Source organism: Leclercia sp. LTM14, from assembly GCF_023736175.1.
In the GTDB taxonomy this organism is placed as follows: Bacteria; Pseudomonadota; Gammaproteobacteria; order Enterobacterales; family Enterobacteriaceae; genus Enterobacter; species Enterobacter barmai.
Genome location: NZ_JAIKTT010000002.1, coordinates 574,601 through 599,779, shown reverse-complemented (window position 1 = coordinate 599,779; position 25,179 = coordinate 574,601). Strand labels below are relative to the sequence as shown.

Below are 25,179 nucleotides of genomic sequence, written 5' to 3'. Positions count from 1 at the left end.
ATTACTGGGCTTCTATTTTAAATGCGCGCGGCTGCGGGGAGGGCGTCTGTGGGCCAAACCAGACATCGTAGATTTTGGCTGCGTCGCCGCTTTTCTCCAGCTTCACCAGCTCATCGTTCACCACCTTCAGCAGCGCGGTTTCGCCTTTTTTCACCCCGACGCCAATCTCCTCTTTACTCAGCAGGTCCGGGAGAATTTTAAAATTCGCCTTATCCGGTGCCTGGGCCAGCAGCCCCGCCAGAATGGTGCTGTCCTGAGTGATCGCCTGCACGTTGCCGTTGCGCAACGCCGTCAGCGCCAGCGGAATATCGTCATAGGAGAGCACGCGGGACTGCGGGAAACGCTGATGCAGCGCCTGCTCCCCGGTGGTACCCTTCACCGCCCCGATACGCGCCTTGCTGTAGGCGTCGAGTTTATCCGCGCCGCTGGCCGGGACCAGGAACTGCTGTCCGGTAACAAAGTACGGCGTTGAAAAATCAATCACCTGAGCGCGCTCCGGGGTGATGGTGATATCGGCCACGATCAGATCCGCCTTGCCGGACTGTAACAGCGGGATGCGGTTCGCCGGGTTGGTGGCGACCAGCTCCAGTTTTACCCCGAGGGTTTTCGCCAGCGCTTTAGCAAAATCGACGTCATAGCCGACGATCTCGTGGCTTTTCGCGTCTATCGAGCCAAACGGCGGGTTGGCATCGAAGGTGGCGACCTTAACGACCCCCGCCGCCTTGATATCCGCCAGCTGGTCGGCCTGCACCTCTGCAGAAAAGATCCCGCCTGCTGCCAGTAAAGCCAGTACCAGCGCCCGTTTTGTGTGTATTGCCATAAATTCCTCTGCACCTGTTCTTGTTTTGTCCTCATACGCTCCCATAACCGGCACTGGTCGCCAAATGCCAATATTGACTTTGCTATATGAAAAAACTCATTAGTGAACAGCGTGTTACATGGCTGTAAAAGAAAACTGCTTTTGCGTCTGGCGCAAATCCTCTGCCGGAATCGGTATTTCTCAGGGGGGCAGAATGCTGGTTAACTGCATTCAGGCTGAGCAAACGAGGACAAGGCAATGGGCAAACTGATGAGTACGTTACGGCGGTTTTTTACCGCAAGATCGGAAGAGAACAGCGCGCAGCGTATTATTGAATCCATTCTGCCGGCAGCCAGCCTGTATGGCGTGGATATCGCCAACATCGATCCGGAGTGGTTCCATGACAAAACGTCACGCTGAACACCGCCAGGTGCGGGAAACCTACTGGAATGAGGTGTGCGTTCTTCACCGCACCGCCTGCCATTCTGGACGCTGACATCCAAAAATCAGCGCAAGTTTTGTCCCCGGCCTAGCTTCCTGCTAAGGTCTCTGGCGTCTTCCTCCAGCGCCAGTTAAATAAATGAACAGCAAAAAATTTCTGCAACGTGGGCTTCTGATCTGGCTGATGCTCTGCCTGCTCAGCAGCGTGCTGCTGTATGCCGAACTGATCCGCCGCCAGTTCTGGGAACTCGACCGTGAATTTGCCACGGCGTATACGGAGATCGGCGCGGTTCTCACCCAGAATGAGTCGGTGCTGCCGCTGTTGAATGGCGATGAAGATCTGGCGGCGCTGGGCAAAAAATTCCCGCAGATACTTGGCCTGCAAAAGACCCAGGGACGTGCCCTCGACGCCGCCCGGGTTGAACCCCTGTCCGGCACGCAGTACTGGCTCTACAACCCCTGGCGGCAGATCCGGGTGTTGATCGACCTCGCGCCGGTCATCAATGCCTGGCCCAGGTTTACCCGCATCACCCTGAATCTTACTGGCCGTTTGCCGTCCCCATCCACGGACGCCTTCTGGCACTGGCAACGGCAATTTCCCCAGCATACTCAACCCTTCGTGCTGCTGGCCGACGCCCGACCGGCGTGGCTGAACGTGACGCTGCTGCCGTTTATCCTGCTGTTTATCGGCTGGGCTGTTGTGGTGGCGGCAGGGGGGCTGATCCTCTGGCAGCGTAAGCAGCGCCAGAATGCCGATCGGCGCGCCTGGTACTATCAACACGCCCGGCTCAATACCCTGGGGGAGATCACCGCGGGCATCGTGCATGAGATCAACCAGCCCCTGACGGCGGTTCAGACCTGGATCCAGGGGGCGCAGCGCCAGCTGGATCAGGATAACCCCGCAGCGGTATCCCAGGCCCTGGGCTCGGCGCTGGTACAGACCCGGCGGATTGGCGAGCTGCTGACCCGCTTTCGCGAGCACGTTACCCAGGATGCCGTTACCTTAGGTGAAGTGGATCTCGCGGAATGCTGGCAGCACGTCGGCAACCTGCTGGAGCACGAACGCACCGCCAGACATATTCGCCTTACCCATGATTTTGCCGCCGATGCCCAAACCCTCTGCGCCGACCGGCTGTGGCTGGAGCAGGTCCTGCACAACCTGCTCAGCAACGCCATTCAGGCCCAGCAGGACCGCGCGGCGGGCTGGGTGCATATCCGCAGCCATCGTGAGGGCGAACGTGTGCACGTCGAGATCGCCGACGGCGGACCGGGCTTTACCCCGGAAGCACTCCACAACGCCTTTATGCCTTTTTACAGCGGGCGGGAGGGCGGTACGGGGCTGGGGATGACCTTAACGGAGTCTTTAGTTACCCGAATGAACGGCACGCTCGCGCTGGACAATGCGCCGGAAGGCGGAGCCAGAATCAGATTGCAGTTTGCTCACCACGGGAGTCAGGTTCATGGATAACGTCATCTGGTTAATTGATGATGATGCGTCAGTCAGGGAGTCGCTGGTGTTTCTTTTTTCCGGGATGAACTGGCGCGTGGAGCCCTTTGAGAGTATTGCCGCCTTTAGCGCCGCGCAGGAGGCGGGAAAAGAGCTGACCGGCTGCCTGCTGCTGGACATGCGCATGCCGGGCAAAGGCGGGTTAGCCTGGCTGGAAGAGGGGAAATGGCCGTGGCCGCTGCTGCCGGTGATCCTGATGACCGGTCACGGCACCATTGATGCCTGCCGCCGCGCGTTTCACAACGGGGTGTTTGAGTTCTTCACCAAGCCGCTGGACGCCGACAAGCTGATCGAGTCCATCACCGCCGCGCTCGCAGAGAGCCAGCGGCGCGTGGGGGTATGGCATGAGGCGAAACGGGTGAAGACGCTGTTTGAGCAGCTCACCTCCCGGGAGCATGAAGTGCTGCTGGCGTTAATGGAAGGCAGCAGTAATAAAGAGGTCGCCGCCCGGCTGAATCTCTCCCCCCGGACGGTGGAAGCGCACCGGGCGGCGGTGTTCCTTAAGCTGGGCGTTTCCAGCCTGGTGCAGGCCATCCGGGAATACGACAAATTACAATCCGTATAACTACCAGGATCACCCCGTAGTCAACCGAATAACATTTCATCGCCCGCTTCGATACGCTGCATCTGTTTCCACTTACCAGAGGATGTGCGATGAAAAAGTTAATGATGGCGGCAGTGTGTGTAGCAGGGATGGTCAGCGTATCGGCGCACGCACAGTCCGTGGCGCAGAAGAGCCTTTCCCTGAGCCAGGCGAACGCGTTAGCCAGCGCAGCGATTCAGGCCTGTACGGCCAAAAATTATCAGGTCAGCGTCACGGTAGTGGATCGTGCCGGGGTGGTCAAAGCGGTACAGCGCACCGATAACGCCGGTCCACATACCCTGAAAGCCAGCGAGATGAAAGCCTTCACCGCGCTCAGCACCAAAAACGCGTCGGGGAAAGTGATGGAGTCGGCCCAGAGCAATGCGGGCGCGCAAAACTTAAAAGATATCCCGGGTTTCCTGTTGCTGGCGGGTGGGCTGCCGGTGAAAGAGGGGGAAGAGGTGATTGGCGCCATCGGGATTGGCGGCGCGCCGGGCGGGCATCTGGATGAAGCCTGTGCCCAGCAGGCGATTGAAAGCCTGACGAAGTCGTAGTCAATCGCCCGGCGGCGCTTCGCTTGCACGGGCCTACGGTTTTGTAGGCCGGGTAAGGCGCAAGCCGCCACCCGGCGTTTTACATCAGATCTTGCAGGCGTCGCCGCAATCATCGTCCGCGATAATCGCCTGCGCTTTTTTATCCGCATCTTCAAGGCGTTCAGCGTTACGTTCTTCGGCTTCATCCAGCCCGTCAAACACCAGATTGTTGAGATCAATTTCCATCGTTTACCTGCTTTGTTCAGTTATTGTTCCAGGTCGTATTATAGAGCAAAAGAATGGGATGAGGCACCCCAGCGCACATAAGGATAATCCTTGCCATACTGATGACTCACCCGCGCTCAGGAGGAGTGATGATCGTCTTATGTAAAACCTGCGGCACGTCCTATGACGCCCCCCGCGAACCCCAACGCTGCGCCATCTGCGACGATGAACGCCAGTACGTGCCCGCAACGGGCCAGGCGTGGGTGGATTTTGCCACCCTGACCCGCACCCATACCAACAAGTGGCAACAGATCGAACCCGACCTGCTAACGATCAAAACCGTGCCCGCGTTTGCCATTAGCCAGCGCGCGATCCTGCTGCGCACCCCGCAGGGGAACGTGCTGTGGGACTGCATCGCCAACCTCGATCCTGCTACCCACGCGCTGATAACCGCCCTCGGCGGGATCTACGCTATCGCCATCTCGCACCCGCACTATTACACCACCATGCAGGACTGGGCGGAGGCCTTTAACGCCCCGGTGTACCTGCACGCCAGCGATCGCGAGTGGGTGATGAGAAGCAGCCCGGCGCTGCGCTTCTGGGAAGGGGACTCGCTTGAGATCGCCCCGGACGTGACGCTGCACAGGCTGGGCGGCCATTTTGCCGGAGGAACGGTGCTGCACTGGAACCGCGCCGGTGGCACGCTGCTGGCGGGGGATATCCTGCAGGTGACCCCTGGAAAAGACGCGGTGTCGTTTATGTGGAGCTATCCGAACATGCTCCCGCTGCCGGCACGTGAGGTGGCGGAAATCGCCGCGCGGCTGGAAAACGTCCCCTTCGAGCGCCTTTACGGCGCCTTTGAAGGGCAGAACATTGCCGGGAATGCGAGGGAGATTGTTATGCGGTCGGTCCAGAAATATATTGCTTGTCTGAACTCGGGGCCGGTGGGTAAACTCCAAAAACCGTGATCTCGATCATGCCTGTACAATCACAAAAAAATGAGACATTGCTATGCAACATATCATTGAAGGTTTTCTCAGCTTTCAAAAAGAAGTTTTTCCGCAACGTAAAGACCTGTTCCGCAGTCTGGCGTCCAGTCAGAATCCCAAAGCGCTGTTCATCTCCTGTTCTGACAGCCGCCTGGTGCCGGAATTAGTCACCCAGCAGGAGCCGGGACAGCTCTTTGTCATTCGTAATGCTGGCAACATCGTGCCACCGTTCGGGCCAGAGCCGGGCGGTGTGTCCGCCACCATCGAATACGCGGTTGTGGCGCTGGGCGTTACCGACATCGTGATCTGCGGCCACTCTAACTGCGGCGCGATGAAGGCCATTGCCGACAACGCTAACCTCGAGCCGATGCCAGCCGTTTCACACTGGCTGCGCTACTCCGATGCGGCGAAAGCGGTCGTGGAAAACAAAACCTGGGATAACCCGACCGACAAAGTGAATGCCATGGTGCAGGAGAACGTCTTCGCCCAGCTGAGCAACATCAAAACTCACCCTTCCGTCGCGGTCGGCCTGCGTAACAACGCCATTCGCCTGCACGGCTGGGTGTACGATATCGAAAGCGGCGACATTCGCGCCCTGGATAAAGAGACCAAAACCTTCGTCTCTCTGTCCGAAAACCCAGGCGTTTACTTCGAGTAACGTGCCGAATTCAGGGCGGGGTAACCCGCCCTGACGTTCCTTACGGCAGCGCTTCGAGCTTCAGCCCCGCGCGCTTCGCCGTTTCCGGTAACAGATCCACTGCCGTAACAAACCCATCCGGATCCAGACAGCGGTTCGCCGCTCTTGCCTGCTTCAGTATCTCCCGATCCCAGTACACGCGCTTACGCTGATCGCCTTCCGTCGTCAGAATGCACTCCATGTCGCCCTCCAGGGCGCGGTAGCGCCGCCAGCTGTTCGCCGGGATCGAAATAACCGAACGCTCAGGGGCGACAATGCTCACCTCTTTGCCTTCTTCATTCCAGGTCACCTCCAGCGTGCCCTTGAAGACCATGATCACCTGCACGTCCGGGCAGAGGTGGCGGCCCACTACGTGATCTGACTTCAGGCGCAGCCACTCAACGGAGAAGCCGTGCGGGTTAACGATAGCCGGTTCCGCGTGTTTATCCTGGCTGATGCCAAAGCCGATCACCGGGGCGATCTCGCCGCCGTGGCCCGGCAACACCGAATCGAGTAACCCCGCCGCCGACCAGCGACGATCCTCCCCGGTCACCGCCCGCTGGCGCATCTCCTCCACGGAGTAGTGGCGCAGGGCGGCGATTTCGTGCTCCGGCAGCGGGGTCAGCAGCCCCTCCGGTTCAGGCAGGGTATCCCCCGCATTGACGTCGAGAAGCATATTCTCCTTGCTCAGATAGAGACCATACTCGCTGGCCGCGGCCAGAATCGACGGATGCCAGATGATCCCTCCAGTGTTATTCCCGCCCAGCACCGTGTAGACCATGCCGCAGGTCTCTTCTTTACTGACGTTGGTGAAACCGCGGAAGATCCAGGTCGGGATAGAGAGGATAGCCGGGGCGCTGAATTCGGCTTCGTTTTCGCCGTTGGCGCCCCAGCGAAAGCGCCAGGTTCCCTCGTGGATCAAAAACACTTCGGCGGTGAAGTGCAGGTGCAGGTTATTGGTCACCCCTTTTGGCATCGCCGCCGCGCCGATGTTAAAGCCGTGCGGTTCCGGGATATTCACCACCTGGGCGGACGACTGGGTCACGCCCGGGCCAATAAAGGAGTAGTTCTGTTTCAGGTGCGAGCCGGGAAGCTTGCAGTCGATAAAGGCCAGATTGCAGGACACCATATCTTCAGGGGCAACCAGACGGGTGCGGGCCAGTTCCGGGGTAATGTGACGTGCTTTCATGTTCTCTCCTGTTAATAGCCTGAAGCGCCGGGTTTAGGGATCGCGTTGCCGCGCGCCAGGGCGATAGCCTCGCGTGAGGCGCGGCCAAGTTGCATGACATCGTTCGCCGGGGTGACAAACTGAAAACCTTCGCTGATGCGCCGGGCGGCGGCGTCGCCGGAGGTACAAAAGATCCCGGCGATTTTCTGCCACTGACGACAGCGGCTGACCACCAGCTCAATGGCGGCCAGCATCTCAGGGTGCTGCGATTCGGCGCTGGCGCTGCCGGTCAGGGTTAACGAGAGATCGTTCGGGCCGATAAATACTCCATCCAGCCCCTCGGTAGCGAGGATCGCATCGAGATTCGCCAGCCCGTCACGGGTTTCAATCATCGCCAGGGTCAGAATTTCATCGTTGGCGTGCTGCGGGTAATCGGCCCCGCCGTAGAGCAGGCCGCGGGCCGGGCCAAAGGAGCGGTTGCCCAGCGGCGGATAGCGGCAGGCGGCCACAAAGCGCCGGGCCTGTTCCGGGGTGGAGATCATCGGGCAGATAATGCCGTAGGCCCCTGCATCCAGCATGCGCATGATCTGCGCCGGGTCGTTATCGGAGACCCGCACCAGCGGCACCGCCGGGGTAGCGGAGAGCGCCTGCAGCATCGACAGCGCGCTGGCGAAGTCGATCATGCCGTGCTGAAGATCGACGGTGACCGCGTCAAAGCCCTGATGGCCTGCGATCTCGGCGCTGTAGCCCGACGGGATCGCCAGCCAGCCGTTAATGATGGCGCTGCCGTCCGGCATTGCCCTGAGTCTGTTCTTACGCATGTAAACACTCCTGGATCCAGTGACGTAGCGGGAGGGCAACCTCGTCGGGCGCTTCGAGCAGGGTGAAGTGCCCGGCACAGGCGACGGTGAAGAGCTTCACCTGAGGCGCGCTCTGCGCCACCCGCTGGTGGTGATGGGGCGTGCAGATGGGATCGTGCAGGCCGTTGATAACGATGATGGGGCAGGCGAGGGCGGCCAGCGCCGCGCGATTATCCCGCCGGGTAATGGCGATCTCGGTCTGGGCGGCGAGCGTATCGAGGCCACTCTCCTCTGCCATCAGACAAATAAGATCGTGCAGGGCCTGGTCATCCACACGCGAGGGGGCAACGTACTTCGGCCACAGGCTGGCGGAGAGCCAGTTTGTCAGCCCCTGCTGCCGGGCAGCGCGCACCGCCTCGCGACGGGGAGCGGCATTTTCTGGCGCATCCGCAAGGGGGTTAACCGACAGCAGCGCCAGCCCGGCAATGCGCCCAGGCGCGTCGGCGACCATCTGTAGCGCCACAATCGCCCCCAGCGAGAAGCCCGCCAGCAGAAAGCGCGGCGGCAGTTCGCTCAGCAGCGAGCGGGAAGCTTGCGCCGCCGAGGTAGCGTCCGCAAGCGTAACGCACCGCACGTCAGAGACGTTGAGCCTGTCGAGCACCGGCTGCCAGAGACGCGGGTTACAGAGCGTGCCGCCGATCAGCACCAGCGGCAGGGCGTGGTTATCCATGGGGCTCCTCACGATGCGGTCCAGCCGCCGTCGACCATCAGCGCGCTGCCGGTGATCATCCCCGCGGCACCGGAGGCGAGAAACACCACCGGACCCATCACGTCCTCCACCGTGCCGGTGCGTCCGAGCTTGATGTTCTCCAGCACGTAGCGGCGAAAGTCGGGGTCAGCCAGCGACGAGGCGGTTAGCGCCGTCTCAATAAAGGTCGGGCAGAGGGTGTTGACCCGGATCCCGTCCTCGCCCAGCTCCAGCGCCATGGCTTTGGTTAACCCTTCCAGCGCAAATTTCGACGCGCAGTAGACGCTGCGCTTCGGCCCGCCGACGTGGCCCATCTGCGAGGAGATGTGGATGATGGAACCCGCAATGCACGCCTCGCGCATCCGGGCCGCTACCCGCTGGCTGACAAAAAAAGTGGCCCGCAGGTTGATCGCCATAACCGCATCGAAGTTCGCCTCGCTGACCGCCAGAAACGGCTCGTGGCGCGCCAGTCCGGCGCTGTTCACCAGAATATCGAACGCGGGCAGGGCATCGGTTACGGCCTCAACCTGGGCGACATCGGTGATATCCAGCACCACCGGATGCAGGCGCAGATCGCGCTCGGCGGCGAGGGTCGTCGCCGCCTCCAGCGTCTGGCGATCCCGGGCGGCGATCCACACCTGCGCCCCGGCATGGGCCAGCGCGACGGCGCAGGCGAACCCCAGCCCTCTGGAGCCGCCCGTCACCAGGGCACGCTTGCCGTGCAGGCTAAAGGAGGGCATCTGAGGAAAGGTCATGGCTTATACCTTCTCTCTGATCGGCGCAGGGGTGGCGTAAGGCACCTCCACCTGACCGTAGCGGCGCACGCGGATATTGGCCTGCTCGGCGTGACCGGCGAAGCCTTCCAGCAGCGACAGGCGCGAGCAGTAGCTGCCGATCTCGGCGGTGGCCTCGTCGCTGAGTACCTTCTGCCAGGTGCAGGTTTTCATGAATTTGCCCACCCACAGGCCGCCGGTATAGCGCGCCGCTTTTTGCGTCGGCAGGGTGTGGTTGGTGCCGATCACCTTGTCGCCGTAGGCCACGTTGGTGCGTGGTCCGAGGAACAGCGCGCCGAAGTTGGTCATGTTGGCGAGGAACCAGTCGTCGCGGTGAGTCATCACCTGCACGTGCTCGGAGGCAATGCGGTCGGCTTCGGCGAGCATTTCGTCGTAGCTGTCGCAGACGATGATCTCCCCGTAGTCGTGCCAGGCCTGACGGGCGATGTCGGCGGTAGGCAGTTTCTCAAGCAGGCGCTCGATCTCCCGCAGCGTCTCTTTGGCAAGGGTCATGGAGTTGGTGAGCAGAATGGCGGGGGTGGTGACGCCGTGTTCGGCCTGCCCCAGCAGGTCGGTGGCGCACATTTCAGCATCCACGCTGTCGTCGGCAATCACCAGCGTCTCGGTCGGACCGGCAAAAAGATCGATCCCCACCCGGCCAAACAGCTGACGTTTGGCCTCCGCCACAAAGGCGTTGCCGGGGCCGACCAGCATATCCACCGGGGCCAGCGAATCGGTGCCCAGCGCCATCGCGCCGATGGCCTGGATGCCGCCTAAGGCGTAGATCTCAGTGGCCCCGGCCATTTTTTGCGCTGCCACGATAGCAGGGGCAGGCTCGCCGCCGAACGGTGGGGCACAGCTGACGATGCGCGAGCAGCCCGCCACGTTGGCGGTGATAATCGACATATGCGCCGAGGCCAGCAGGGGATATTTCCCGCCAGGGACATAACAACCCACCGCATTAATAGGAATGTTTTTATGCCCGAGAATCACGCCCGGACGCGTTTCAATTTCCAGATCGAGCAGACAGCCTTTTTGCGCCCGGGCGAAATTAAATACCTGCTCCTGAGCGAATTCGATGTCGTGAATATCCTGGCGGCTCAGTTTATTGATACAGGCATTAATTTCCGCGTCGCTCAGGCGATAATCCTGACGATCGTAGCGGTCGAACTTAACGGATAATTCGCGAATGGCTTTATTTCCGCGTTTTTCTATATCCGCCAGAATAAGCTCTACCGTTTCCCTTATTTGTCGCTGCGCATCCTGCCGTTCCTGAACCGGTTTACTGGTTTTAAGCATATAAGCCACAATATCGTCCTCGCATAGTTAAGATGATGACTGTCCTCCCGGCAGGCCGGGATAAATGTATGGGTGTTTAAAAATTACTGGTCGCGCGCGGGCGCGAGTGGACCGTTAATAGATAATTCCGCAGACGCAGGCATTTTACGGTTATTCACCCAGCGCACGGAGAGCGGGGTGACAATCGCCGCCACAACCGACAGGCCAGCAATAAACAGATAGCCGGACGAGAGGTTAATGTGCTGCATCATCACCCCCATGATCACCGGCCCGGCAAACATCCCGCAGGAGTAGATGGTCTGGAACAGACCCATGCGCGTGGACTGCTCATCGGAGGTGGTGTTGACCACGCTCAGGGACATAAAGGCCGCGAACGCCATTCCGAAGGAGAAGCCGGCCAGCGCCTGCAACAGATAGATGACATACAGATTGCTGGTGAAGGGGATGCCAAAGGTCGACACCACCTGCAGCACAATGCCCAGCACCGCCGTCTTCAACAGCCCCAGGCGCGGGTAAAAGAGGCTGCTGCACAGGGCGATGGCCAGGGCGTAGAAGATGAGATGGATGTTGCTCAGCAAAGTTAAGATCCCGGCACGCCCGCCTAACTGCTCAGCGTAGATCGGCGTCAGCGTATCGCGGGTGGCAAAAGGCACCAGGATGACGAGGGTCGCCAGAATACCAATCAGCCACACCGAGCGGTCGGCCAGCTGCTGGCGGGCCCCGGCGATACAGGCTTTCAGGGTCGGGGCTTTCACCGGGTCATGCACATCCCGGATGCGGGTGGTGAGGAACAGCGCCACCAGCGCCGAGACGCAGGAGACGAAAAATGCGATGTTGTTCTCAAAATAGTGAATCAACAGGCCGCCGATGCAGTTGCCGAGGAACACCCCAAGCGGCCCCGCCAGCGCCAGAAAGGCCACCGCGGCCGGGGCGTCTTTGCGGTCAAAGTAGCGCATAAACAGGATGTTGTAGAGCACCCAGGTGGCGGCGGTGACGCCGTCAGCCGCTTTGGCCAGGTACAGGGTGATGGCGTTCGGCTCCAGCCAGGCCAGCGGCCAGGCGATAATCGGCAGCACCAGGGCGGCCTGGATAAAGATTTTTCGACTCTTCACCACGTCGGAAATAATCCCCAGCGGGAAGCGGATCAGCAGGGTGGCGAGGCCGCTGGCCCCCATGATGATCCCCATCACCTGCGGCTCCATCCCCTGATTGATCATCATCGGGGCCAGAAACGCATCAATGCTGTGAATACAGATAAAAAACAACACGCTGATGATAAAAAACAGCCGGGCTTCAGGTCGGCGTAACAGTGCTCGAAACATGGTTGTGAACCTCTTAAGAATTAATGGGTTATAACCAGCCAAGTACAACGTTTACCGGCTCAATCCTTTTGGATACTGCCCAATCTGCCCGGTACAATTGACGGTGTGAAAACTGTGCTGCATACGTATTCAAAAATTGAAGTTACGAAAAGGTTTCAATTTTGTAAAGGTCGTTTGTCACCATTGTGAAAAAAATAATTTAGGCTGTTGCATACGCATGCAAACATGGTGTAAGTATAAAAAGTACCCGCTTCCTGCGGCGTGGTGACAGGGATTGCTCTGCCACAGACGCCGGGTCGGGAAGCGTCAGGGATAAGGAACACGGGTAATGAAACGTAAGACTTTTACAGCGGTGACCTCGCAACAGGTGGCGCAGCTGGCGGGAGTATCACAGTCGGCGGTGTCCCGCACCTTCACGCCGGGCGCCAGCATCTCACCGGCAACGCGTGAGAAGGTGCTGAAGGCTGCGCGGGAGCTGGGCTACCGGCCCAACGCCATCGCCCGCTCGCTCAACACGGCCCGATCCCGCATCATCGGGGTGGTGATCTCCTATTTTGATAACCAGTTTTACCCGCAGGTGCTTGAGGCGCTGGCGCAAAAGCTGGATACCCTTAACTATCACCTGCTGCTGTTCGTGGGCGATCGTGACGGCAATGTGGATCGCATTTTCGACCAGATCATGCAGTACCGGGTGGACGGCATCGTGCTTGCCTCGGTCACGCTGTCGCTGGATCTCTCCCAGGAGTGCCTGGCCGCCGGGATCCCGGTTGTGCTGTTTAACCGCAGCGAAGAGAGCGGAATGGCCTCGAGCGTCAACAGCAATAACGAAGCGGCCTCCCGCCAGATTGCCGAGTTTTTACTGGCGGCAGGGCACAAGCGCTTTGCCTACGTGGGCGGCGTGGCGGACTCATCGGTGAACATTGCACGCCAGCGCGGGTATCAGCAGGCTCTGCAGGAGCAGGGGATTGACGATATTCGGGTGGTGAACGGCAACTACGATGCCCAGGAAACCGCCCGTGCGGCCTACGCGCTCTTCTCCACGTCGCCCGCGCCGGACGCCATTTTTGTCGCCAACGACCATATGGCGGTGATCGTTATGGACGTGGCGCGCTACGAGTTTGGCCTGCGCATCCCGGAGGATGTCTCGGTGGTGGGATACGACGATATCGGCCCGTCCGGCTGGGCATCCTACGCCTTAACCTCCGCGTCGCAGCCGGTTGAAGAGATGGTCAGCGCTACGGTGGAGTTACTGATGAAGCAGATCGACAGCGGCACTATCGAACCTGAACAAATTACCGTGCCGGGCAAGCTGGTGGTACGCCACTCTGCGCGCCGACCGCATGCGGGTGCCCTCGACGCAGAGGGTTATGACATGTTCCAGACGCAGGAGGACAAATGAGCAGATTGCCGGGCTTCAGCCCCCAGTTCGATTCCATTCAACAGTTTATTCTCACCCTGACTCATGTGGTCTGGGAGCAAAAGGATATCGGCCAGCTCGCCGACTTTTACGCCTCGCCGGTGGTCTTTATCACCCCGGAAAAGCAGCTGACCGACCTGCAGCAGTTTATGCGCCTGACCCTCGAGGCGATGCACAGCTTTCCCCAGCGCACTGTGCTGACGGAAGATATTCTCGCGACCGAGAATCCAGGCAATGAGTACTACGCCGCCCAGCGCACCATCGCCTGCATCCGCCACATGGGCGAAGGCTTTTTCGGTGCCCCCAGCGGCAAAACCCTCTGGGTGCGCACCTGGGCCGACCGCATCTGCGCCGACGGCGCGGTGCGCCAGGAGTGGCTCCTGCAGGACCGGGCGGCGATTGTCGCCCAGCTCGGCTTAAACGTGCAGGCGTTCGCGCGCAATCTGGCGGTGATGCAGGAGCAGCTCGGCATTACCCCTGCCACCGCAGAAACGCTCGACGCCCGCTGGGCGGGTGGCCCGGACGGGGATGACGTCGAGGGGCCGATTGCCGGGGTGGTGGAGCGCTATCTGACCATGTGGGCTGGGGGCAACAGCGGCACCGTGCCGGGGCTGTACCATCCCGCCGCCACCCTCTATGCTCCGGGCCACTGCAGCGGCACGGGAGAGCAGGAGATCGCCGCGCTGCTGTCGGGCTACCGGGCGTCATTCGCCGACAGCGAAGTGCAGCTGCACCACCTGATCGTGCGTCGGGATCCTGGCGAGCCGGTGCGCATCTCCCTGCGCTGGTCGCTCCTGACCTGGCACGACGGCTACGGTAAATTTGGCGTGCCGACCCGTAAACCGGTGTCGATTACCGGTATCAGTCAGCTTGAACTGCGCGATGGGTTAATTATTCGCGAATATCTTGGTATTGATGAATTAGCTATCTGGTCGCAAATCGTGAATTAAGCGGAGGTTCGCCTCCGTTATATTTCTTCTCTGAAACGTTTTTAAATCCGCCGCAATAAATATTGCGGCTCCATTCTCCATCCATTCCGGGTGCGGGATCGTATTGTCTGAAAACAGAAGCAGGGGTTCATATGTCTTCCACTGAAGCAACGAATAAAGCACCAGCCGTACCTGAAAAAAACAATAAGCCCACCCGTGATGAACCGGTATTACAGGTTGAACGTCGCGACTTTATTGATTTAGTGCCGGAGAAACGTCCCCGCGCGCAATCATTACGCGGGTTCGATGAGTGTTATACCGATATTGTCGATTATATTGTTCGCTGCACCCATAAAATATGGGATGAACGCGACGTGGGATTAATTTACACCCACTATACCCACAACTGCGTTTTATATAACGCGCTGGGCACCCTCTATACCCGCGAGCAGGTGGTGCAGGATACGCTCCAGCGTCTGGTGGCCTTCCCGGAGCGTCGCGGCATGGCAACGCAGGTGATCTGGAACGGTAACGACGTGGACGGTTTCTATACCTCGCACCTGGTGACCGGCAGCGGGCGTCACACCCAGTTCAGCCACCTTGGCAAACCGACCAACCGCACCTTTGTCACCCGCACCGTGGCCGACTGCATGATCCACGAGAACAAGATCTACCGTGAGTGGGTGGTGAGCGACAATATGTCCCTGATGAAGCAGCTGGGGCTGAACACCGACGAAATCGCTTACAACATGGCGAAAGAGCAGTTCGACAAGGGCTTTCGCGTCACCGACATCGGCGAAAACGGCCGCATGCTGGGGCAGTATCCGCCGGAGATGGTCTGCGATGTCTCCATTGCCCATACCGACACCGAAGAGCAGTGCCTGCGCTGGATGCACGAAATCTACAACCGCCGCATGCTCGGCAAGATCAAAGAGGTCTATGCGCCGAACGTCCAGTGGCACGGCCCGCTGATGAAAGAGCTGTACGGCACGGCGTCGGTGACGCACCAGACGCTGGCCCTGATCGGCATGATCCCCGATGGCGCCTGGCTGCCGCAGCATATCTGCTCCAATCCGTGCGAAGAAGGCGGCACCAAGGTGGCGATTCGCTGGATCATCGAGGGCCATCACCTCGGCTACGGCGAGCTGGGTAAACCGACCGGGGAACGCCTGTTCGTGATGGGGATGTCTCACTACCACATTATCAACGGCAAAATCGTCGACGAATGGGTGATTTACGATCATCTGGCGCTGCTGGCACAAATCAAACTGGGTCAAATGGAGGAAGCATAATGTCTGTACAGTCAATCGTGGACCAGGTGAGCTGGATCAAACGTCCCCAGGGGCAGGACGCGCAGGCCGACAAATCGTTAACCGATAAGGTCAGTGCCATTATCGAGCGCGTGAAGGGCGAGGGCGATGCCGCCCTGAGAGACTTCTCGCAGCAGTTTGATAAGGTGGTCCCGGCGCAGTTCGAAGTCACCCCTGAGGAGATCGAAACCGCGCTGCGCGAGATGGACCCGCAGACCCGCCGCGACAGCGAGTTTGCCATCGCCCAGGTGCGTCGCTTTGCCGAAGCCCAGCTCGCCACCATGCAGCCGCTGGAGGTGGAAACCCTGCCTGGCGTGCATCTGGGGCACCGGATCATTCCGGTCCAGACGGTGGGCTGCTACGTCCCGGGCGGGCGCTACCCGATCCTCTCCGCGCCGGTGATGTCCATCGTGCCCGCCACGGTGGCCGGATGCGAACAGATTATCGCCTGCCTGCCGCCCGCGGCGCACCCGTCAATGATTGCGGTCTGTCACCTGGCCGGGGCCCATCGCATCTTTAAAATCGGCGGCGCTCAGGCGGTGGCGGCGATGGCCTGGGGCACTGAGAGCGTCCCGGCGGTGGATAAAATTGTCGGACCGGGCAACGCCTTTGTGAACGAGGCCAAGCGCCAGGTGTTCGGCAAGGTGGGGATTGACGCCCTGGCGGGACCGAGCGAAATCTTCACCATCGCCGACGACAGCGCCGATGCGCGCATTATTGCCGCCGACCTGCTGGCGCAGGCCGAACACGACGTCCACACCCGCGTCGGGCTGGCGACCACCAGCCGGGCGATTGCCGAGGGAACCCTGGCCGAGATCGAACGCCAGCTGACCACGCTGCCGACCGCCGCGACGGCGGGTGAAGCCTGGCGTCGCCAGGGGGAGATCGTGGTGTGCGACAGCGAAGAGCGGCTGATCGCCTTCGCTGATTACATGGCCACCGAGCATCTGCAGGTCCATACCCGGGATCCGCACGGCACCGCGGCAAAAATTCGCAATTACGGCTCGCTGTTTATCGGCCAGAACGCCAGCGTGGTGTTCTCGGATAAATGCTGCGGCACCAACCACACCCTGCCCACCATGGCGGCGGCGCGCTACACCGGCGGGCTGTGGGTGGGAGCCTACGTTAAAATCTGCACCCATCAGTGGATCGACGAGCAGGGCATCGCCGCCATTGCGGAACCGGCAATCCGCCAGAGCCGTACCGAGGGGATGCAGGGCCACCGCCGTGCGGCGGAGATCCGCCTGCGTCCGGAAGCGCTGGACGCCATCACCTCCGGGCTGCGCGACTAACGGCGACGGGAGGCCGGGCGCAGGCCTGGCCTCCGGCATGATAAGGGACGGTATGAAAAAACAACGGCTGATTCCCCCCAGGGACTGCGTTGAGGAAATAGCCCGGCGGCTGGCGATTATCGCTGCCCAGCCGCAGCTGAACGCCATACTTGGGGTAAACCCGGACGCGCTGGCCGAGGCGGAACAGCGCCAGGCGCTGCGCCGTCGCGGTCAGCAGCTGGGACCCCTGCACGGTGTGCCGCTGATCGTCAAAGATAATATTGCCTGCGCCGGGCAACCGCTCACGGCAGGGTGCGAGGCGCTGGCCGCGCTTCGACCTACCACCGACGCGCTGGTGGTGCAAAGATTACGCGCCGCCGGGGCGATTATTCTGGCCCGGGCCAATATGTCCGAGTTTGCTTTTGACGTCCGCTCCCGCAGCTCACTCGGCGGGGACGTGCACCATCCGCTGTTTCCCGGCATCACCGCGGGCGGCTCCAGCGGGGGCAGCGCGGCGGCGGTGGCTGCCGGCATGGCGGAGGGGGCGCTCGGCACCGATACCGGCGGCTCGATCCGCATCCCGTGCAGCTACACCGGGCTGGTGGGGTTAAGACCCCGCCTGCGCCGGGCCATGATGGAGGGGATTGCGCCGCTCTCCCTGAGTAAAGATACGGTGGGACCGATGGTCCACAGCGTGCAGGATGCGGCTCTGCTGCACGGGATACTCCACGGCCACAGGCCGCGCGCCGTTGAGCCGGTTTCGCTGAAAGGAGTGCGCTTTGGAACAATCCGCGCGCTGGAGGGCAGTGATGCTCAGCAGCATGAGGTGTGGCACGCCGCCCTTGCGCAGCTGACGCGTCACGGCGCGACGCTTGTTGAAACAGACCTGCCGATCCTGGGGGAAATTGAGGTGGCAACCTGCCTGAGCCTGTATGAATTTCGGGTGGGGTTTGACGCCTGGCTAAAACAGCATCCGGGCGCGCCGGCGATCTGCGGGGGATTGTCGCTTCAGGACGATTTTTGCCGGAGTTCTTGCCCCTGCTGACGCAGATGCTCGCCAGCGACAGGCTGAAAACTCCGGCATGGCTCGCCGGACGGCAGCTGCGTCGTCGGCTGCGTCAGGCTCTGGCACAACGAGCGGAGCAGGAACGTTTAGACGGTTTTCTCTACCCGACGGTGTGCCGGATCCCGCAGAGCCTGGAGAAAATGCCCCCCGGCTGCGCGCCGGAGCTGGCGGCCATCAGCGGTTTCGCCGCCATCACGCTGCCCTGCGGCAGAACGCGGAGCGGCTTTCCGGTGGGGCTGGAAATTCTTTCGCCAGCGGCGGATGAAGCCCCGCTGCTGGCGCTGGCCGCCGCCTGCGAAACCGCGTTTACTCGTCCGTAAACTCCAGCCGTCTGCGCACCCGCGAGGCGGGCTGGACGGCGGCTTTCGCTATCGCCTCGCCGATTTCGGCACAGACCACCAGACCCTGGACAAAGGGGCGATCGTGCATCAGATACGGCAGCGCGCCGAAGGCGATGCGCCCGCGCAGGTAGTCCGGGGCCAGCAGGGTGTAATCGTCCCCCACGTCGGGTATCTCTTCTCCGGCGGATTCCAGCTGGTGGCGCAGCACCGGGAACGGCAGGTCTTTGGTCTTGAGCGGTTTCTGCCCGCGCGCATCGATAAAGACATCGAAATACGCGACCTCGCCCCGGGCCTCGATCACCGTCCGGTCCTCTTTTACCGCCATCTCATAGTCGTCACCCAGCGTCAGAATGCTGATGATACCCGCCTCGCGCAGGGCCAGCAGTCGGCGGATAGACTGGGACGGGATCGCCGCATAGTTGTCGATAAAAATGCGCGCCAGCCCGACTTTAAAACGCTCCCGGTCCTTTTTCGTCAGGTGGGGCACAATCTTCTCAACGGCCTCGTGCAGCCGCAGGATCGTATAGCGCCACGGCACCGTTCGTCTGTCGCGCTTGTTGCGCTCCACTTCATTAAGGTTAGAGACCGCCCAACGGAACGGGCCATGCTTCTCGCGGTCGGCAAACCAGGCGTCGCGAATGCTGTCGGCCGTGAGGGTCTCTAACGCTACCGCGTCACTCCACTGCGGATCGGCATGCTTGAGCTCGGCAACGACAAGTTCAAAGATGCGGTCGAGCAAGCCCTCTGAACCCTGCTCGATGGCCGCCTCAATCGCCTGTTCCGTGGCGATAGTTAACGGCTCATAGGGGATCGGGCAATAAAAATCGGCCTCGGGAAGGATGCCCGAGCGGGACATAAGTACAATCTTCAGCGCCTCGCTGCCCTCATCCAGTTGGAAATGGATCTGTTCATCATCGGTCTCGATAAACTTGCCATGCTGAATGGCCACGGCCATCGCCGCGTCCAGCCCGCTTAACGAGGTGCCAAGAATGCCGACGTTACGGGCCGGGATTTTGGCCTCCATCAGCCCGGACCAGGGGCTTGGGAAGAAGGAGCGCGAGGCGGCATCTTCGTCAGGCCAGACGTGGCCGGTGGCGATAACGGCCAGATCGAACGGCTCAGGCTCGGTTTCACCCTTGGCCCATACATTGACCCCGTCAGGCGTAGCCTCGACGTCGGTCACCTGACAGGACTCGAGGACGTTAACCTCAAAGCCCTGTTTTCTTGCCTGCCCGATAAGCGCCAGGAACTGATCGCGGAAATACTGGCCCAGCAGAATACGCGGCAGGAACTGCCGGTCGTGCAGGGCGGATTTTTGCACGCCGTAGCGCGCCAGATGGGCGTCGCTCTGGGTGCGCAGCCACTCGAGATAGGTCGAAAACAGGGGCGGGATCTCGATGCTGGCGATATTGGCCAGCATCATGCGCGAGTTATCTTCATCGCTGTAGGGCATCCCGACGCCTGCCTCTTCGGCCTGCTCATAGACGGTGACGCAGAGCGGTGTGTTCAGTTTCAGAAGCGAGAAGAGGGTATAAATACCGGTGGGGCCAGCCCCGACAATGGCGATCTTTTTCATTGTGTCCACCTGCTGTTTTTTACCGAATCCATGGGAATAATGCCATGCAGGATAAGTGTGGTAGAAAACGGGTGATGAGCAACTCAGAAACGAGGCTGAAAGCGATAAATCAGATAAGAAGAGGAGTTGCACCATTTCAGGACTGAAATGGTGCGTCCGAGTGGACTCGAACCACCGACCCCCACCATGTCAAGGTGGTGCTCTAACCAACTGAGCTACGGACGCAGAATGGTGCGTTCAATTGGACTCGAACCAACGACCCCCACCATGTCAAGGTGGTGCTCTAACCAACTGAGCTATGAACGCAATGTTGTGTGTGACAACGGGGACGGATATTAGCGGCAGTGGCCGCACGAGGCAAGAGGCAAACTGCAAATTTCTTTCAGATTTCACGCGATTGCTGTATTCCCGCGCAAAATGAAGAGAAAGTAGCCGCCCGCAGGCGGCTGGTGGGTATTTAACGCGCGGCGCGTTGCAATATCACGCTGGAGGGCTGGCACTGCAAATACCGCATGCGCAGCATCATCATGATCGCGGCAGAGGTTAAGCCGATAATAAAGCCCATCCAGAAACCGGCCGGGCCCATGCGATCCACCACCAGATCGGTGAGCGCCAGGATATAACCGCTCGGCAGGCCCAGCACCCAGTAGGCGATAAAGGTAATAAAGAAGATCGAACGCGTATCTTTATAGCCACGCAGCACGCCGCTGCCGATCACCTGGATGGAGTCGGAGATCTGATACACCGCCGCCAGCATCATCAACTGGGAGGCGAGGAGCACCACTTCCGGGTTGTCGTTATAGAGCAGGGCGATCTGCTCCCGCAGCGTGACGGTAAACAGCGCGGTGCAGACCGCCATGCAGATCCCTACGCCAATTCCGGTGCGGGCCGCGATCTGCGCTTCCAGCGTGGAGCCCTGACCGAGGCGATAGCCCACGCGAATGGTTACCGCGGCGGCGAGCGATAGCGGCAGAACGAACATCAGCGAGCTGAAGTTCAGGGCGATCTGGTGTCCGGCCACGTTCACGATCCCCAGCGGTGAGACCAGCAGCGCGACCACGGCGAACAGCGTCACTTCGAAGAACAGCGCCAGGGCAATAGGCAGGCCGAGCTGCACCAGGCGTTTCACCACCTCCATGTCCGGCTTGTTGAAACCCGGCTCGCTGCGGATATCACGCATCGAGCGCGCGCGCTTCACGTAAGAGAGCATGCCGAAGAACATCACCCAGTAGACCGCCGCGGTAGCGACGCCGCAGCCGACACCGCCGAGTTCCGGCATGCCGAAATGACCATAAATAAAGATGTAGTTCACCGGAATATTGACCAGCAGGCCGATAAAGCCCATCACCATGCCCGGTTTGGTTTTCGCCAGGCCTTCACACTGATTACGCATCACCTGGAAGAATAAATATCCCGGCGTACCCCAGAGCAGGGCGCGTAAATAGCCGACGGCGGTATCCGCCAGGGCCGGATCGATATTGTGCATGGCGTGAATAATATAGCCGGCGTTCCACAGCACAATCATGATTAACACCGAAACAAAGCCTGCCAGCCAGAAGCCCTGGCGGATCTGATGGGCGATACGTTCGCGACGCCCGGAGCCGTTGAGCTGGGCGATAACCGGCGTCAGCGCCAGCAGCAGGCCGTGGCCGAAGAGAATAGCGGGCAGCCAGATAGAGGTGCCGATAGCCACTGCCGCCATGTCGGTGGCGCTGTAGCCGCCCGCCATTACGGTATCAACGAATCCCATTGCGGTCTGGGCGATTTGCGCGAGTATCACCGGGATTGCCAGAGCTAATAACTGACGCGCTTCACTCATGTACTTCTGCACGTGAACACCTTTGATATTGTTGTTATTTGAAAGAATAAAAGTCGCTGTGAGAAAACAGCAAAAAGAAGATGCGGGGAAGTCCAGCTATTGTAGCGGGGATAAGCTATTTATCTAGTGAAAAAATCGCCAGAAAAGGTGGGTACTGGCAACCTCTTTTTTCAACTGTTATTGTGGTGGGATTAAACGGTGTTATCACCGAAAGAACAAACAGGAGTCGTAAGCATGTTTACTGGTATTGTGCAGGGCACCGCGAAGCTGGTGTCCATTGATGAAAAACCCAACTTCCGCACCCACGTCGTCGCCCTGCCGGATGAGATGCTCGATGGGCTGGAGACCGGGGCATCGGTTGCGCACAACGGCTGTTGCCTGACGGTAACCGAAATTAACGGTAACTTGATCAGCTTCGATTTGATGAAAGAGACGCTGCGTATCACCAATCTTGGTGACCTGGCTGAAGGCGATATTGTTAACGTTGAGCGCGCCGCGAAATTCAGCGACGAAATTGGCGGACATTTAATGTCGGGCCATATTATGACTACCGCAGAAATTGCCAAAATCCTGACCTCGGAAAATAACCGCCAGATCTGGTTTAAGGTTCAGGATCCGTCATTAATGAAATACATCCTTTATAAAGGCTTTATTGGCGTGGACGGCATCAGCCTGACCGTGGGTGAAGTGACGCCGACCCGCTTCTGCGTACACCTGATCCCGGAGACGCTGCAGCGCACAACGCTCGGCAGCAAAAAGCTGGGCCACAGAGTGAATATCGAAATCGACCCGCAAACCCAGGCAGTGGTGGATACCGTCGAGCGCGTGCTGGCGGCAAAAGAGGCCGCCGCCATCCAGCAGACGCTCAACGACGCGTGATAAAAAATACCCCGGCATGCGGGGTATTTTATTTAGCGGGCTACCCGCAGGCCGTGCTCCACGCCGCGGCTGAATACCACCTGCCACAGCTGAATATCACGGGCGCGAAACGCCCCGGCGCAGGCGTTCAGATAGTAGCTGAACATCCGTTTAAATCGTTCAGAATAGTTGTCGGCGATCTCCGGCCAGCTGGCAATAAAGCGCTCATGCCAGGCCATCAGCGTCGTATCGTAGTCAGCGCCAAAGTTATGCCAGTCCTCCATCACAAAATGGGGTTCGCTGGCATTCGCAATCTGGCGTACTGACGGTAAACAGCCATTCGGAAAGATGTACTTATCTATCCAGGGATCGACGCGATGGTCGGTTTTTCGGGAGCCGATGGTGTGCAGCAGGAACAGGCCGTCGGGCTTCAGGTTGCGATCCACCACCTTAAAGTAGGTCGGGTAGTTTTTCGGCCCCACGTGTTCGAACATCCCCACCGAGACAATGCGATCGAACTGGTCGTTGAGATCCCGGTAATCCTGCAACAGAATAGCGACATCCAGACCGGCGCAGCGCGCCTGCGCCATGCGCTGCTGTTCCGCTGAAATGGTGACGCCCACCACGCTGACGCCATAGTGCTGCGCCATAAACTCCGCCAGACCACCCCAGCCGCAGCCGATATCCAGCACCCTCATGCCGGGTTCCAGCTGCAGTTTTTCGCAGATGAGGCGCAGTTTATCCTGCTGCGCCTGCTGAAGGCTGGTCGCCTGTTTCCAGTAACCGCAGGAGTACTGCATGGCCGGGTCGAGCATGCGGCTGAACAGATCGTTGCCGAGATCGTAATGCTCTTTGCCGACAATCCAGGCGCGCTTTTTACTTTGCAGATTGAACAGGCGGGCAGCGGCAATACGCAGGGTATCCTTCAGGTGGCTGGGCAACTGCTGCTCCAGGCCCGCCCGCAGGACGTTATTGAAAAAAATATCGAGGCGCTCGCACTCCCACCAGCCGTCCATATAGCTTTCGCCAAGGCCAAGCGACCCTTCCTGCAGGACGCGTTTAAAAAAATCGGGGTGTTTGACCTGCAAATCGAAGGATGCCGGGCCGTTGATGGTGATCCCTGCACGGCTCAGCATTTCATTGATTATCCGGTACCAGTTATCTTTGCGAACGCTGACTTCTTCCAGACACGATGAACTCATAGCTTCTCCACCACATGATGTGATCAGAACCCTTAAACAGCGTAGCCGCTCTTTATGGTTTGTGAGAAATCTCACGGTGTGACCCGCGAGGCTAATATCCGACGTAGAACAGAGGAAGGGAGATAACCCTTGCCGAAAGGCCATCCATGCTAAAACGGGAGCACTCCAGCTCCCGTTAATACTTAATAATTTTCGTATTTATCAGAATGCGCTAATAAGTATAGGCCTGATAAATGGGTGCTTCAACAGAAAATCGTTAGCACCCTAATCAGTTACGCCATCAGGCGCGAGAGGACTCCGCCTGCATCTCGTCATGCTGCTGGCGGGCAGGGAGGTACTGCATCCGGTAGCCCAGCGCGGCCAGTATCACGGTGGCGACCATCACGCTGGTGGTGGTCAGCAGCGGGGTGGCAATCAGCCATGAGACCAGCAGGCTGGCAAGGAAGCAGAGGCCCAGCTGCAGGGTGTTCTGCAGCGCCGCCGCGCTGCCGGTGGCCTGAGGGAAGGGACGCAGTGCCTGCGCGACGACGATAGGGTAGATCGCGCCGTTCGCCACCGCCATCAGGCAGAAGGGTATCAGCAGCTCCGCCAGGCTCACGCCCGGAATAAATCCGACCGCCCAGGTGCCGATCACGCTGAGCGCAAACAGGGCCAGCAGCCACGGCAGCATCTGGTGACCCTGCCATTTTTGCAGCGCAGCGCGACAGCCATAGCCGCCAATCAGGAAGGCGATGGTCTGCGGCACGTAGCTCAGGCCGATCGCTGCCGGGCTGTAGCCCATCTCGCTGAGGATAAACGGCGAGCCGGTCAGCCAGGCGAAGAAGCTGGCGGAACAGGCGGCGTAGATCAGCACGTTACCGCGATAAACACGCGAGCGGAGCAGGGTGAAGAAGGTGACGCGGGACTCAGGCCGATCCGCTTTTGCCGCGACCGGTTTCAGGAAAAAGGCCGGGATCATCAGCACCAGGGTGATGGCAAACAGCACGGCAAAAATGGCCTGCCAGCTGAAATGGGCGAGGATCCAGCTGCCGAGCAGCGGTGCCAGGGCCGGTGACAGCCCCACCAGCGGCATGATGGTGGCGAAAATCCGGTTGGTCCGCGTCGCCGGGTAGTAGTCCGTCACCAGCGCCTGCCATGTGACCGCCGCCGCGCAGACGCCTACCGCCTGGATAAAGCGCAGCACCAGCAGCCAGGTGGCATCGCGTACCCACAGCATGCCCAGACAGCCCAGCGCGAAGATGGCTAAACCCGCCAGCAGAACCGGCTTACGCCCGAAGCGGTCGGACATCGGTCCCCACAGCAGCTGCGCGAAAGCAAAGCCCGCAAGGAAGAGGCTCAGGCTGGCGCTGATGGCGGCCGCCGGGGTTTGCAGATCTTCCTGCATGATCGAGAAGGCAGGCAGATACATATCGGTGGCGAGGAAGCCCAGTACGCTCAGGCCGCCAAGCCAGACTAAAAATCCTTTCCTGGGTTGCATTGTTTTATTGTCCTTATGGGTGCAGGTTTAGGTAGCCGCTGAGTGTAGGC

25 protein-coding genes and 2 tRNA genes are annotated in these 25,179 nt (G+C 60.0%); 13 read left to right on the top strand and 14 right to left on the bottom strand.

Annotated features, from left to right (window positions below; genetic code table 11):
- Position 1: 1 nt before the first annotated feature.
- Positions 2 to 820 (bottom strand): ABC transporter substrate-binding protein, encoded by an 819-nt coding sequence (locus tag K5I40_RS07325; protein WP_138368810.1) that lies wholly within the window; start codon positions 818 to 820, stop codon positions 2 to 4.
- Between the two features lie 237 nt (positions 821 to 1,057).
- Between K5I40_RS07325 and K5I40_RS07320 the strand changes: the two genes are divergently transcribed.
- The 4 genes from K5I40_RS07320 (at position 1,058) to K5I40_RS07305 (ending at position 3,884) form a co-directional block, all read left to right on the top strand.
- The gene (locus K5I40_RS07320) at positions 1,058 to 1,219 is read left to right on the top strand and encodes a hypothetical protein (protein WP_072036633.1); all 162 of its coding nucleotides are present in this window, start codon (positions 1,058 to 1,060) and stop codon (positions 1,217 to 1,219) included.
- A 160-nt stretch (positions 1,220 to 1,379) separates the two neighbouring features.
- Entirely contained in the window at positions 1,380 to 2,708 is a 1,329-nt protein-coding gene (locus tag K5I40_RS07315) for a sensor histidine kinase (protein WP_223074194.1), read from the top strand.
- Positions 2,701 to 3,312 carry a response regulator transcription factor gene (locus tag K5I40_RS07310; RefSeq protein WP_223074193.1) on the top strand — a complete coding sequence of 204 codons (612 nt, stop codon included), beginning with the start codon at positions 2,701 to 2,703 and terminating at the stop codon, positions 3,310 to 3,312. Before K5I40_RS07315 ends, K5I40_RS07310 begins: the two co-directional genes overlap by 8 nt.
- 89 nt (positions 3,313 to 3,401) lie before the next feature.
- On the top strand, positions 3,402 to 3,884 hold the full coding sequence (locus K5I40_RS07305) for a heme-binding protein (RefSeq protein WP_223074192.1): 483 nt from the start codon (positions 3,402 to 3,404) through the stop codon (positions 3,882 to 3,884).
- An 84-nt stretch (positions 3,885 to 3,968) separates the two neighbouring features.
- On the opposite strand, the gene K5I40_RS07300 is transcribed toward K5I40_RS07305, so the two are convergent.
- The gene (locus K5I40_RS07300; RefSeq protein WP_223074191.1) at positions 3,969 to 4,109 is read right to left on the bottom strand and encodes a hypothetical protein; all 141 of its coding nucleotides are present in this window, start codon (positions 4,107 to 4,109) and stop codon (positions 3,969 to 3,971) included.
- A 128-nt stretch (positions 4,110 to 4,237) separates the two neighbouring features.
- On the opposite strand from K5I40_RS07300, the gene K5I40_RS07295 reads away from it, so the two are divergent.
- The gene (locus K5I40_RS07295; RefSeq protein ID WP_223074190.1) at positions 4,238 to 5,056 is read left to right on the top strand and encodes an MBL fold metallo-hydrolase; all 819 of its coding nucleotides are present in this window, start codon (positions 4,238 to 4,240) and stop codon (positions 5,054 to 5,056) included.
- Positions 5,057 to 5,099: 43 nt separating this feature from the next.
- Positions 5,100 to 5,735 carry a carbonic anhydrase gene (locus K5I40_RS07290; RefSeq protein WP_138368814.1) on the top strand — a complete coding sequence of 212 codons (636 nt, stop codon included), beginning with the start codon at positions 5,100 to 5,102 and terminating at the stop codon, positions 5,733 to 5,735.
- 40 nt (positions 5,736 to 5,775) lie between these two features.
- Here the strand turns inward: K5I40_RS07290 and K5I40_RS07285 are convergent, their stop codons facing one another.
- From K5I40_RS07285 to K5I40_RS07260, 6 genes are all read right to left on the bottom strand, one after another.
- The gene (locus K5I40_RS07285) at positions 5,776 to 6,942 is read right to left on the bottom strand and encodes a cupin (RefSeq protein WP_223074189.1); all 1,167 of its coding nucleotides are present in this window, start codon (positions 6,940 to 6,942) and stop codon (positions 5,776 to 5,778) included.
- A gap of 11 nt (positions 6,943 to 6,953) precedes the next feature.
- Positions 6,954 to 7,742: an HpcH/HpaI aldolase/citrate lyase family protein gene (locus K5I40_RS07280; RefSeq protein ID WP_223074188.1), complete on the bottom strand. Its 789-nt coding sequence runs from the start codon at positions 7,740 to 7,742 to the stop codon at positions 6,954 to 6,956.
- The gene (locus tag K5I40_RS07275) at positions 7,735 to 8,451 is read right to left on the bottom strand and encodes an alpha/beta fold hydrolase (protein ID WP_251929577.1); all 717 of its coding nucleotides are present in this window, start codon (positions 8,449 to 8,451) and stop codon (positions 7,735 to 7,737) included. The genes K5I40_RS07280 and K5I40_RS07275 overlap by 8 nt, the downstream gene beginning before the upstream one ends.
- Positions 8,452 to 8,459: 8 nt before the next feature.
- A complete protein-coding gene (locus tag K5I40_RS07270) occupies positions 8,460 to 9,224 on the bottom strand; it encodes an SDR family NAD(P)-dependent oxidoreductase (protein WP_223074186.1) in 765 nt (254 codons plus the stop codon).
- Positions 9,225 to 9,227: 3 nt separating this feature from the next.
- A complete protein-coding gene (gene hisD / locus K5I40_RS07265) occupies positions 9,228 to 10,550 on the bottom strand; it encodes a histidinol dehydrogenase (protein ID WP_223074185.1) in 1,323 nt (440 codons plus the stop codon).
- 74 nt (positions 10,551 to 10,624) lie between these two features.
- Complete coding sequence (locus tag K5I40_RS07260) at positions 10,625 to 11,863, bottom strand: MFS transporter (protein WP_039029125.1); 1,239 nt, start codon at positions 11,861 to 11,863, stop codon at positions 10,625 to 10,627.
- Positions 11,864 to 12,191: 328 nt separating this feature from the next.
- On the opposite strand from K5I40_RS07260, the gene K5I40_RS07255 reads away from it, so the two are divergent.
- The 6 genes from K5I40_RS07255 to K5I40_RS07230 all read left to right on the top strand — a co-directional run bounded on the left by K5I40_RS07255 (position 12,192) and on the right by K5I40_RS07230 (position 18,176).
- Complete coding sequence (locus tag K5I40_RS07255) at positions 12,192 to 13,262, top strand: LacI family DNA-binding transcriptional regulator (protein ID WP_138368821.1); 1,071 nt, start codon at positions 12,192 to 12,194, stop codon at positions 13,260 to 13,262.
- Positions 13,259 to 14,230, top strand: coding sequence for a nuclear transport factor 2 family protein (locus K5I40_RS07250; RefSeq protein WP_138368822.1), 972 nt, complete (start codon positions 13,259 to 13,261; stop codon positions 14,228 to 14,230). Before K5I40_RS07255 ends, K5I40_RS07250 begins: the two co-directional genes overlap by 4 nt.
- Before the next feature lie 131 nt (positions 14,231 to 14,361).
- A complete protein-coding gene (locus K5I40_RS07245) occupies positions 14,362 to 15,501 on the top strand; it encodes an ester cyclase (protein ID WP_139564872.1) in 1,140 nt (379 codons plus the stop codon).
- On the top strand, positions 15,501 to 16,811 hold the full coding sequence (gene hisD / locus K5I40_RS07240; protein WP_251929576.1) for a histidinol dehydrogenase: 1,311 nt from the start codon (positions 15,501 to 15,503) through the stop codon (positions 16,809 to 16,811). The genes K5I40_RS07245 and hisD (K5I40_RS07240) overlap by 1 nt, the downstream gene beginning before the upstream one ends.
- A 52-nt stretch (positions 16,812 to 16,863) precedes the next feature.
- Complete coding sequence (locus K5I40_RS07235) at positions 16,864 to 17,835, top strand: amidase (RefSeq protein WP_251931010.1); 972 nt, start codon at positions 16,864 to 16,866, stop codon at positions 17,833 to 17,835.
- Positions 17,811 to 18,176: a hypothetical protein gene (locus K5I40_RS07230; protein WP_251931009.1), complete on the top strand. Its 366-nt coding sequence runs from the start codon at positions 17,811 to 17,813 to the stop codon at positions 18,174 to 18,176. Before K5I40_RS07235 ends, K5I40_RS07230 begins: the two co-directional genes overlap by 25 nt.
- On the opposite strand, the gene K5I40_RS07225 is transcribed toward K5I40_RS07230, so the two are convergent.
- The 4 genes from K5I40_RS07225 to mdtK form a co-directional block, all read right to left on the bottom strand.
- Positions 18,163 to 19,773 carry an FAD-NAD(P)-binding protein gene (locus tag K5I40_RS07225; RefSeq protein ID WP_223074183.1) on the bottom strand — a complete coding sequence of 537 codons (1,611 nt, stop codon included), beginning with the start codon at positions 19,771 to 19,773 and terminating at the stop codon, positions 18,163 to 18,165. The two genes, K5I40_RS07230 and K5I40_RS07225, sit on opposite strands and share 14 nt — an antisense overlap.
- Before the next feature lie 148 nt (positions 19,774 to 19,921).
- Positions 19,922 to 19,998: transfer RNA gene (locus tag K5I40_RS07220), tRNA-Val, on the bottom strand.
- Between the two features lie 4 nt (positions 19,999 to 20,002).
- A tRNA-Val gene (locus tag K5I40_RS07215) sits at positions 20,003 to 20,079 on the bottom strand.
- Between the two features lie 151 nt (positions 20,080 to 20,230).
- The gene (gene mdtK, locus K5I40_RS07210) at positions 20,231 to 21,604 is read right to left on the bottom strand and encodes an MdtK family multidrug efflux MATE transporter (protein ID WP_223074182.1); all 1,374 of its coding nucleotides are present in this window, start codon (positions 21,602 to 21,604) and stop codon (positions 20,231 to 20,233) included.
- 222 nt (positions 21,605 to 21,826) lie between these two features.
- Between mdtK and K5I40_RS07205 the strand changes: the two genes are divergently transcribed.
- Positions 21,827 to 22,471, top strand: a complete 645-nt coding sequence (locus K5I40_RS07205) for a riboflavin synthase (protein ID WP_039029133.1) — start codon at positions 21,827 to 21,829, stop codon at positions 22,469 to 22,471.
- Positions 22,472 to 22,503: 32 nt separating this feature from the next.
- Here K5I40_RS07205 and cfa read toward each other — a convergent pair whose 3' ends face one another.
- Positions 22,504 to 23,652 (bottom strand): cyclopropane fatty acyl phospholipid synthase, encoded by a 1,149-nt coding sequence (cfa, locus tag K5I40_RS07200; protein WP_223074181.1) that lies wholly within the window; start codon positions 23,650 to 23,652, stop codon positions 22,504 to 22,506.
- Between the two features lie 280 nt (positions 23,653 to 23,932).
- Positions 23,933 to 25,129: a purine nucleoside transporter PunC gene (gene punC, locus K5I40_RS07195; RefSeq protein WP_223074180.1), complete on the bottom strand. Its 1,197-nt coding sequence runs from the start codon at positions 25,127 to 25,129 to the stop codon at positions 23,933 to 23,935.
- Positions 25,130 to 25,179: the final 50 nt, after the last annotated feature.

What these genes read in the sequence shown, in the direction of transcription:
- K5I40_RS07325 (WP_138368810.1), bottom strand. Translation starts at nt 820, where the DNA reads ATGGCAATACACACAAAACGGGCGCTGGTACTGGCTTTACTGGCAGCA.
- K5I40_RS07320 (WP_072036633.1), top strand. Translation starts at nt 1,058, where the DNA reads ATGGGCAAACTGATGAGTACGTTACGGCGGTTTTTTACCGCAAGATCG.
- K5I40_RS07315 (WP_223074194.1), top strand. Translation starts at nt 1,380, where the DNA reads ATGAACAGCAAAAAATTTCTGCAACGTGGGCTTCTGATCTGGCTGATG.
- K5I40_RS07310 (WP_223074193.1), top strand. Translation starts at nt 2,701, where the DNA reads ATGGATAACGTCATCTGGTTAATTGATGATGATGCGTCAGTCAGGGAG.
- K5I40_RS07305 (WP_223074192.1), top strand. Translation starts at nt 3,402, where the DNA reads ATGAAAAAGTTAATGATGGCGGCAGTGTGTGTAGCAGGGATGGTCAGC.
- K5I40_RS07300 (WP_223074191.1), bottom strand. Translation starts at nt 4,109, where the DNA reads ATGGAAATTGATCTCAACAATCTGGTGTTTGACGGGCTGGATGAAGCC.
- K5I40_RS07295 (WP_223074190.1), top strand. Translation starts at nt 4,238, where the DNA reads ATGATCGTCTTATGTAAAACCTGCGGCACGTCCTATGACGCCCCCCGC.
- K5I40_RS07290 (WP_138368814.1), top strand. Translation starts at nt 5,100, where the DNA reads ATGCAACATATCATTGAAGGTTTTCTCAGCTTTCAAAAAGAAGTTTTT.
- K5I40_RS07285 (WP_223074189.1), bottom strand. Translation starts at nt 6,942, where the DNA reads ATGAAAGCACGTCACATTACCCCGGAACTGGCCCGCACCCGTCTGGTT.
- K5I40_RS07280 (WP_223074188.1), bottom strand. Translation starts at nt 7,742, where the DNA reads ATGCGTAAGAACAGACTCAGGGCAATGCCGGACGGCAGCGCCATCATT.
- K5I40_RS07275 (WP_251929577.1), bottom strand. Translation starts at nt 8,451, where the DNA reads ATGGATAACCACGCCCTGCCGCTGGTGCTGATCGGCGGCACGCTCTGT.
- K5I40_RS07270 (WP_223074186.1), bottom strand. Translation starts at nt 9,224, where the DNA reads ATGACCTTTCCTCAGATGCCCTCCTTTAGCCTGCACGGCAAGCGTGCC.
- K5I40_RS07260 (WP_039029125.1), bottom strand. Translation starts at nt 11,863, where the DNA reads ATGTTTCGAGCACTGTTACGCCGACCTGAAGCCCGGCTGTTTTTTATC.
- K5I40_RS07255 (WP_138368821.1), top strand. Translation starts at nt 12,192, where the DNA reads ATGAAACGTAAGACTTTTACAGCGGTGACCTCGCAACAGGTGGCGCAG.
- K5I40_RS07250 (WP_138368822.1), top strand. Translation starts at nt 13,259, where the DNA reads ATGAGCAGATTGCCGGGCTTCAGCCCCCAGTTCGATTCCATTCAACAG.
- K5I40_RS07245 (WP_139564872.1), top strand. Translation starts at nt 14,362, where the DNA reads ATGTCTTCCACTGAAGCAACGAATAAAGCACCAGCCGTACCTGAAAAA.
- hisD (WP_251929576.1), top strand. Translation starts at nt 15,501, where the DNA reads ATGTCTGTACAGTCAATCGTGGACCAGGTGAGCTGGATCAAACGTCCC.
- K5I40_RS07235 (WP_251931010.1), top strand. Translation starts at nt 16,864, where the DNA reads ATGAAAAAACAACGGCTGATTCCCCCCAGGGACTGCGTTGAGGAAATA.
- K5I40_RS07225 (WP_223074183.1), bottom strand. Translation starts at nt 19,773, where the DNA reads ATGAAAAAGATCGCCATTGTCGGGGCTGGCCCCACCGGTATTTATACC.
- K5I40_RS07205 (WP_039029133.1), top strand. Translation starts at nt 21,827, where the DNA reads ATGTTTACTGGTATTGTGCAGGGCACCGCGAAGCTGGTGTCCATTGAT.
- cfa (WP_223074181.1), bottom strand. Translation starts at nt 23,652, where the DNA reads ATGAGTTCATCGTGTCTGGAAGAAGTCAGCGTTCGCAAAGATAACTGG.
- punC (WP_223074180.1), bottom strand. Translation starts at nt 25,129, where the DNA reads ATGCAACCCAGGAAAGGATTTTTAGTCTGGCTTGGCGGCCTGAGCGTA.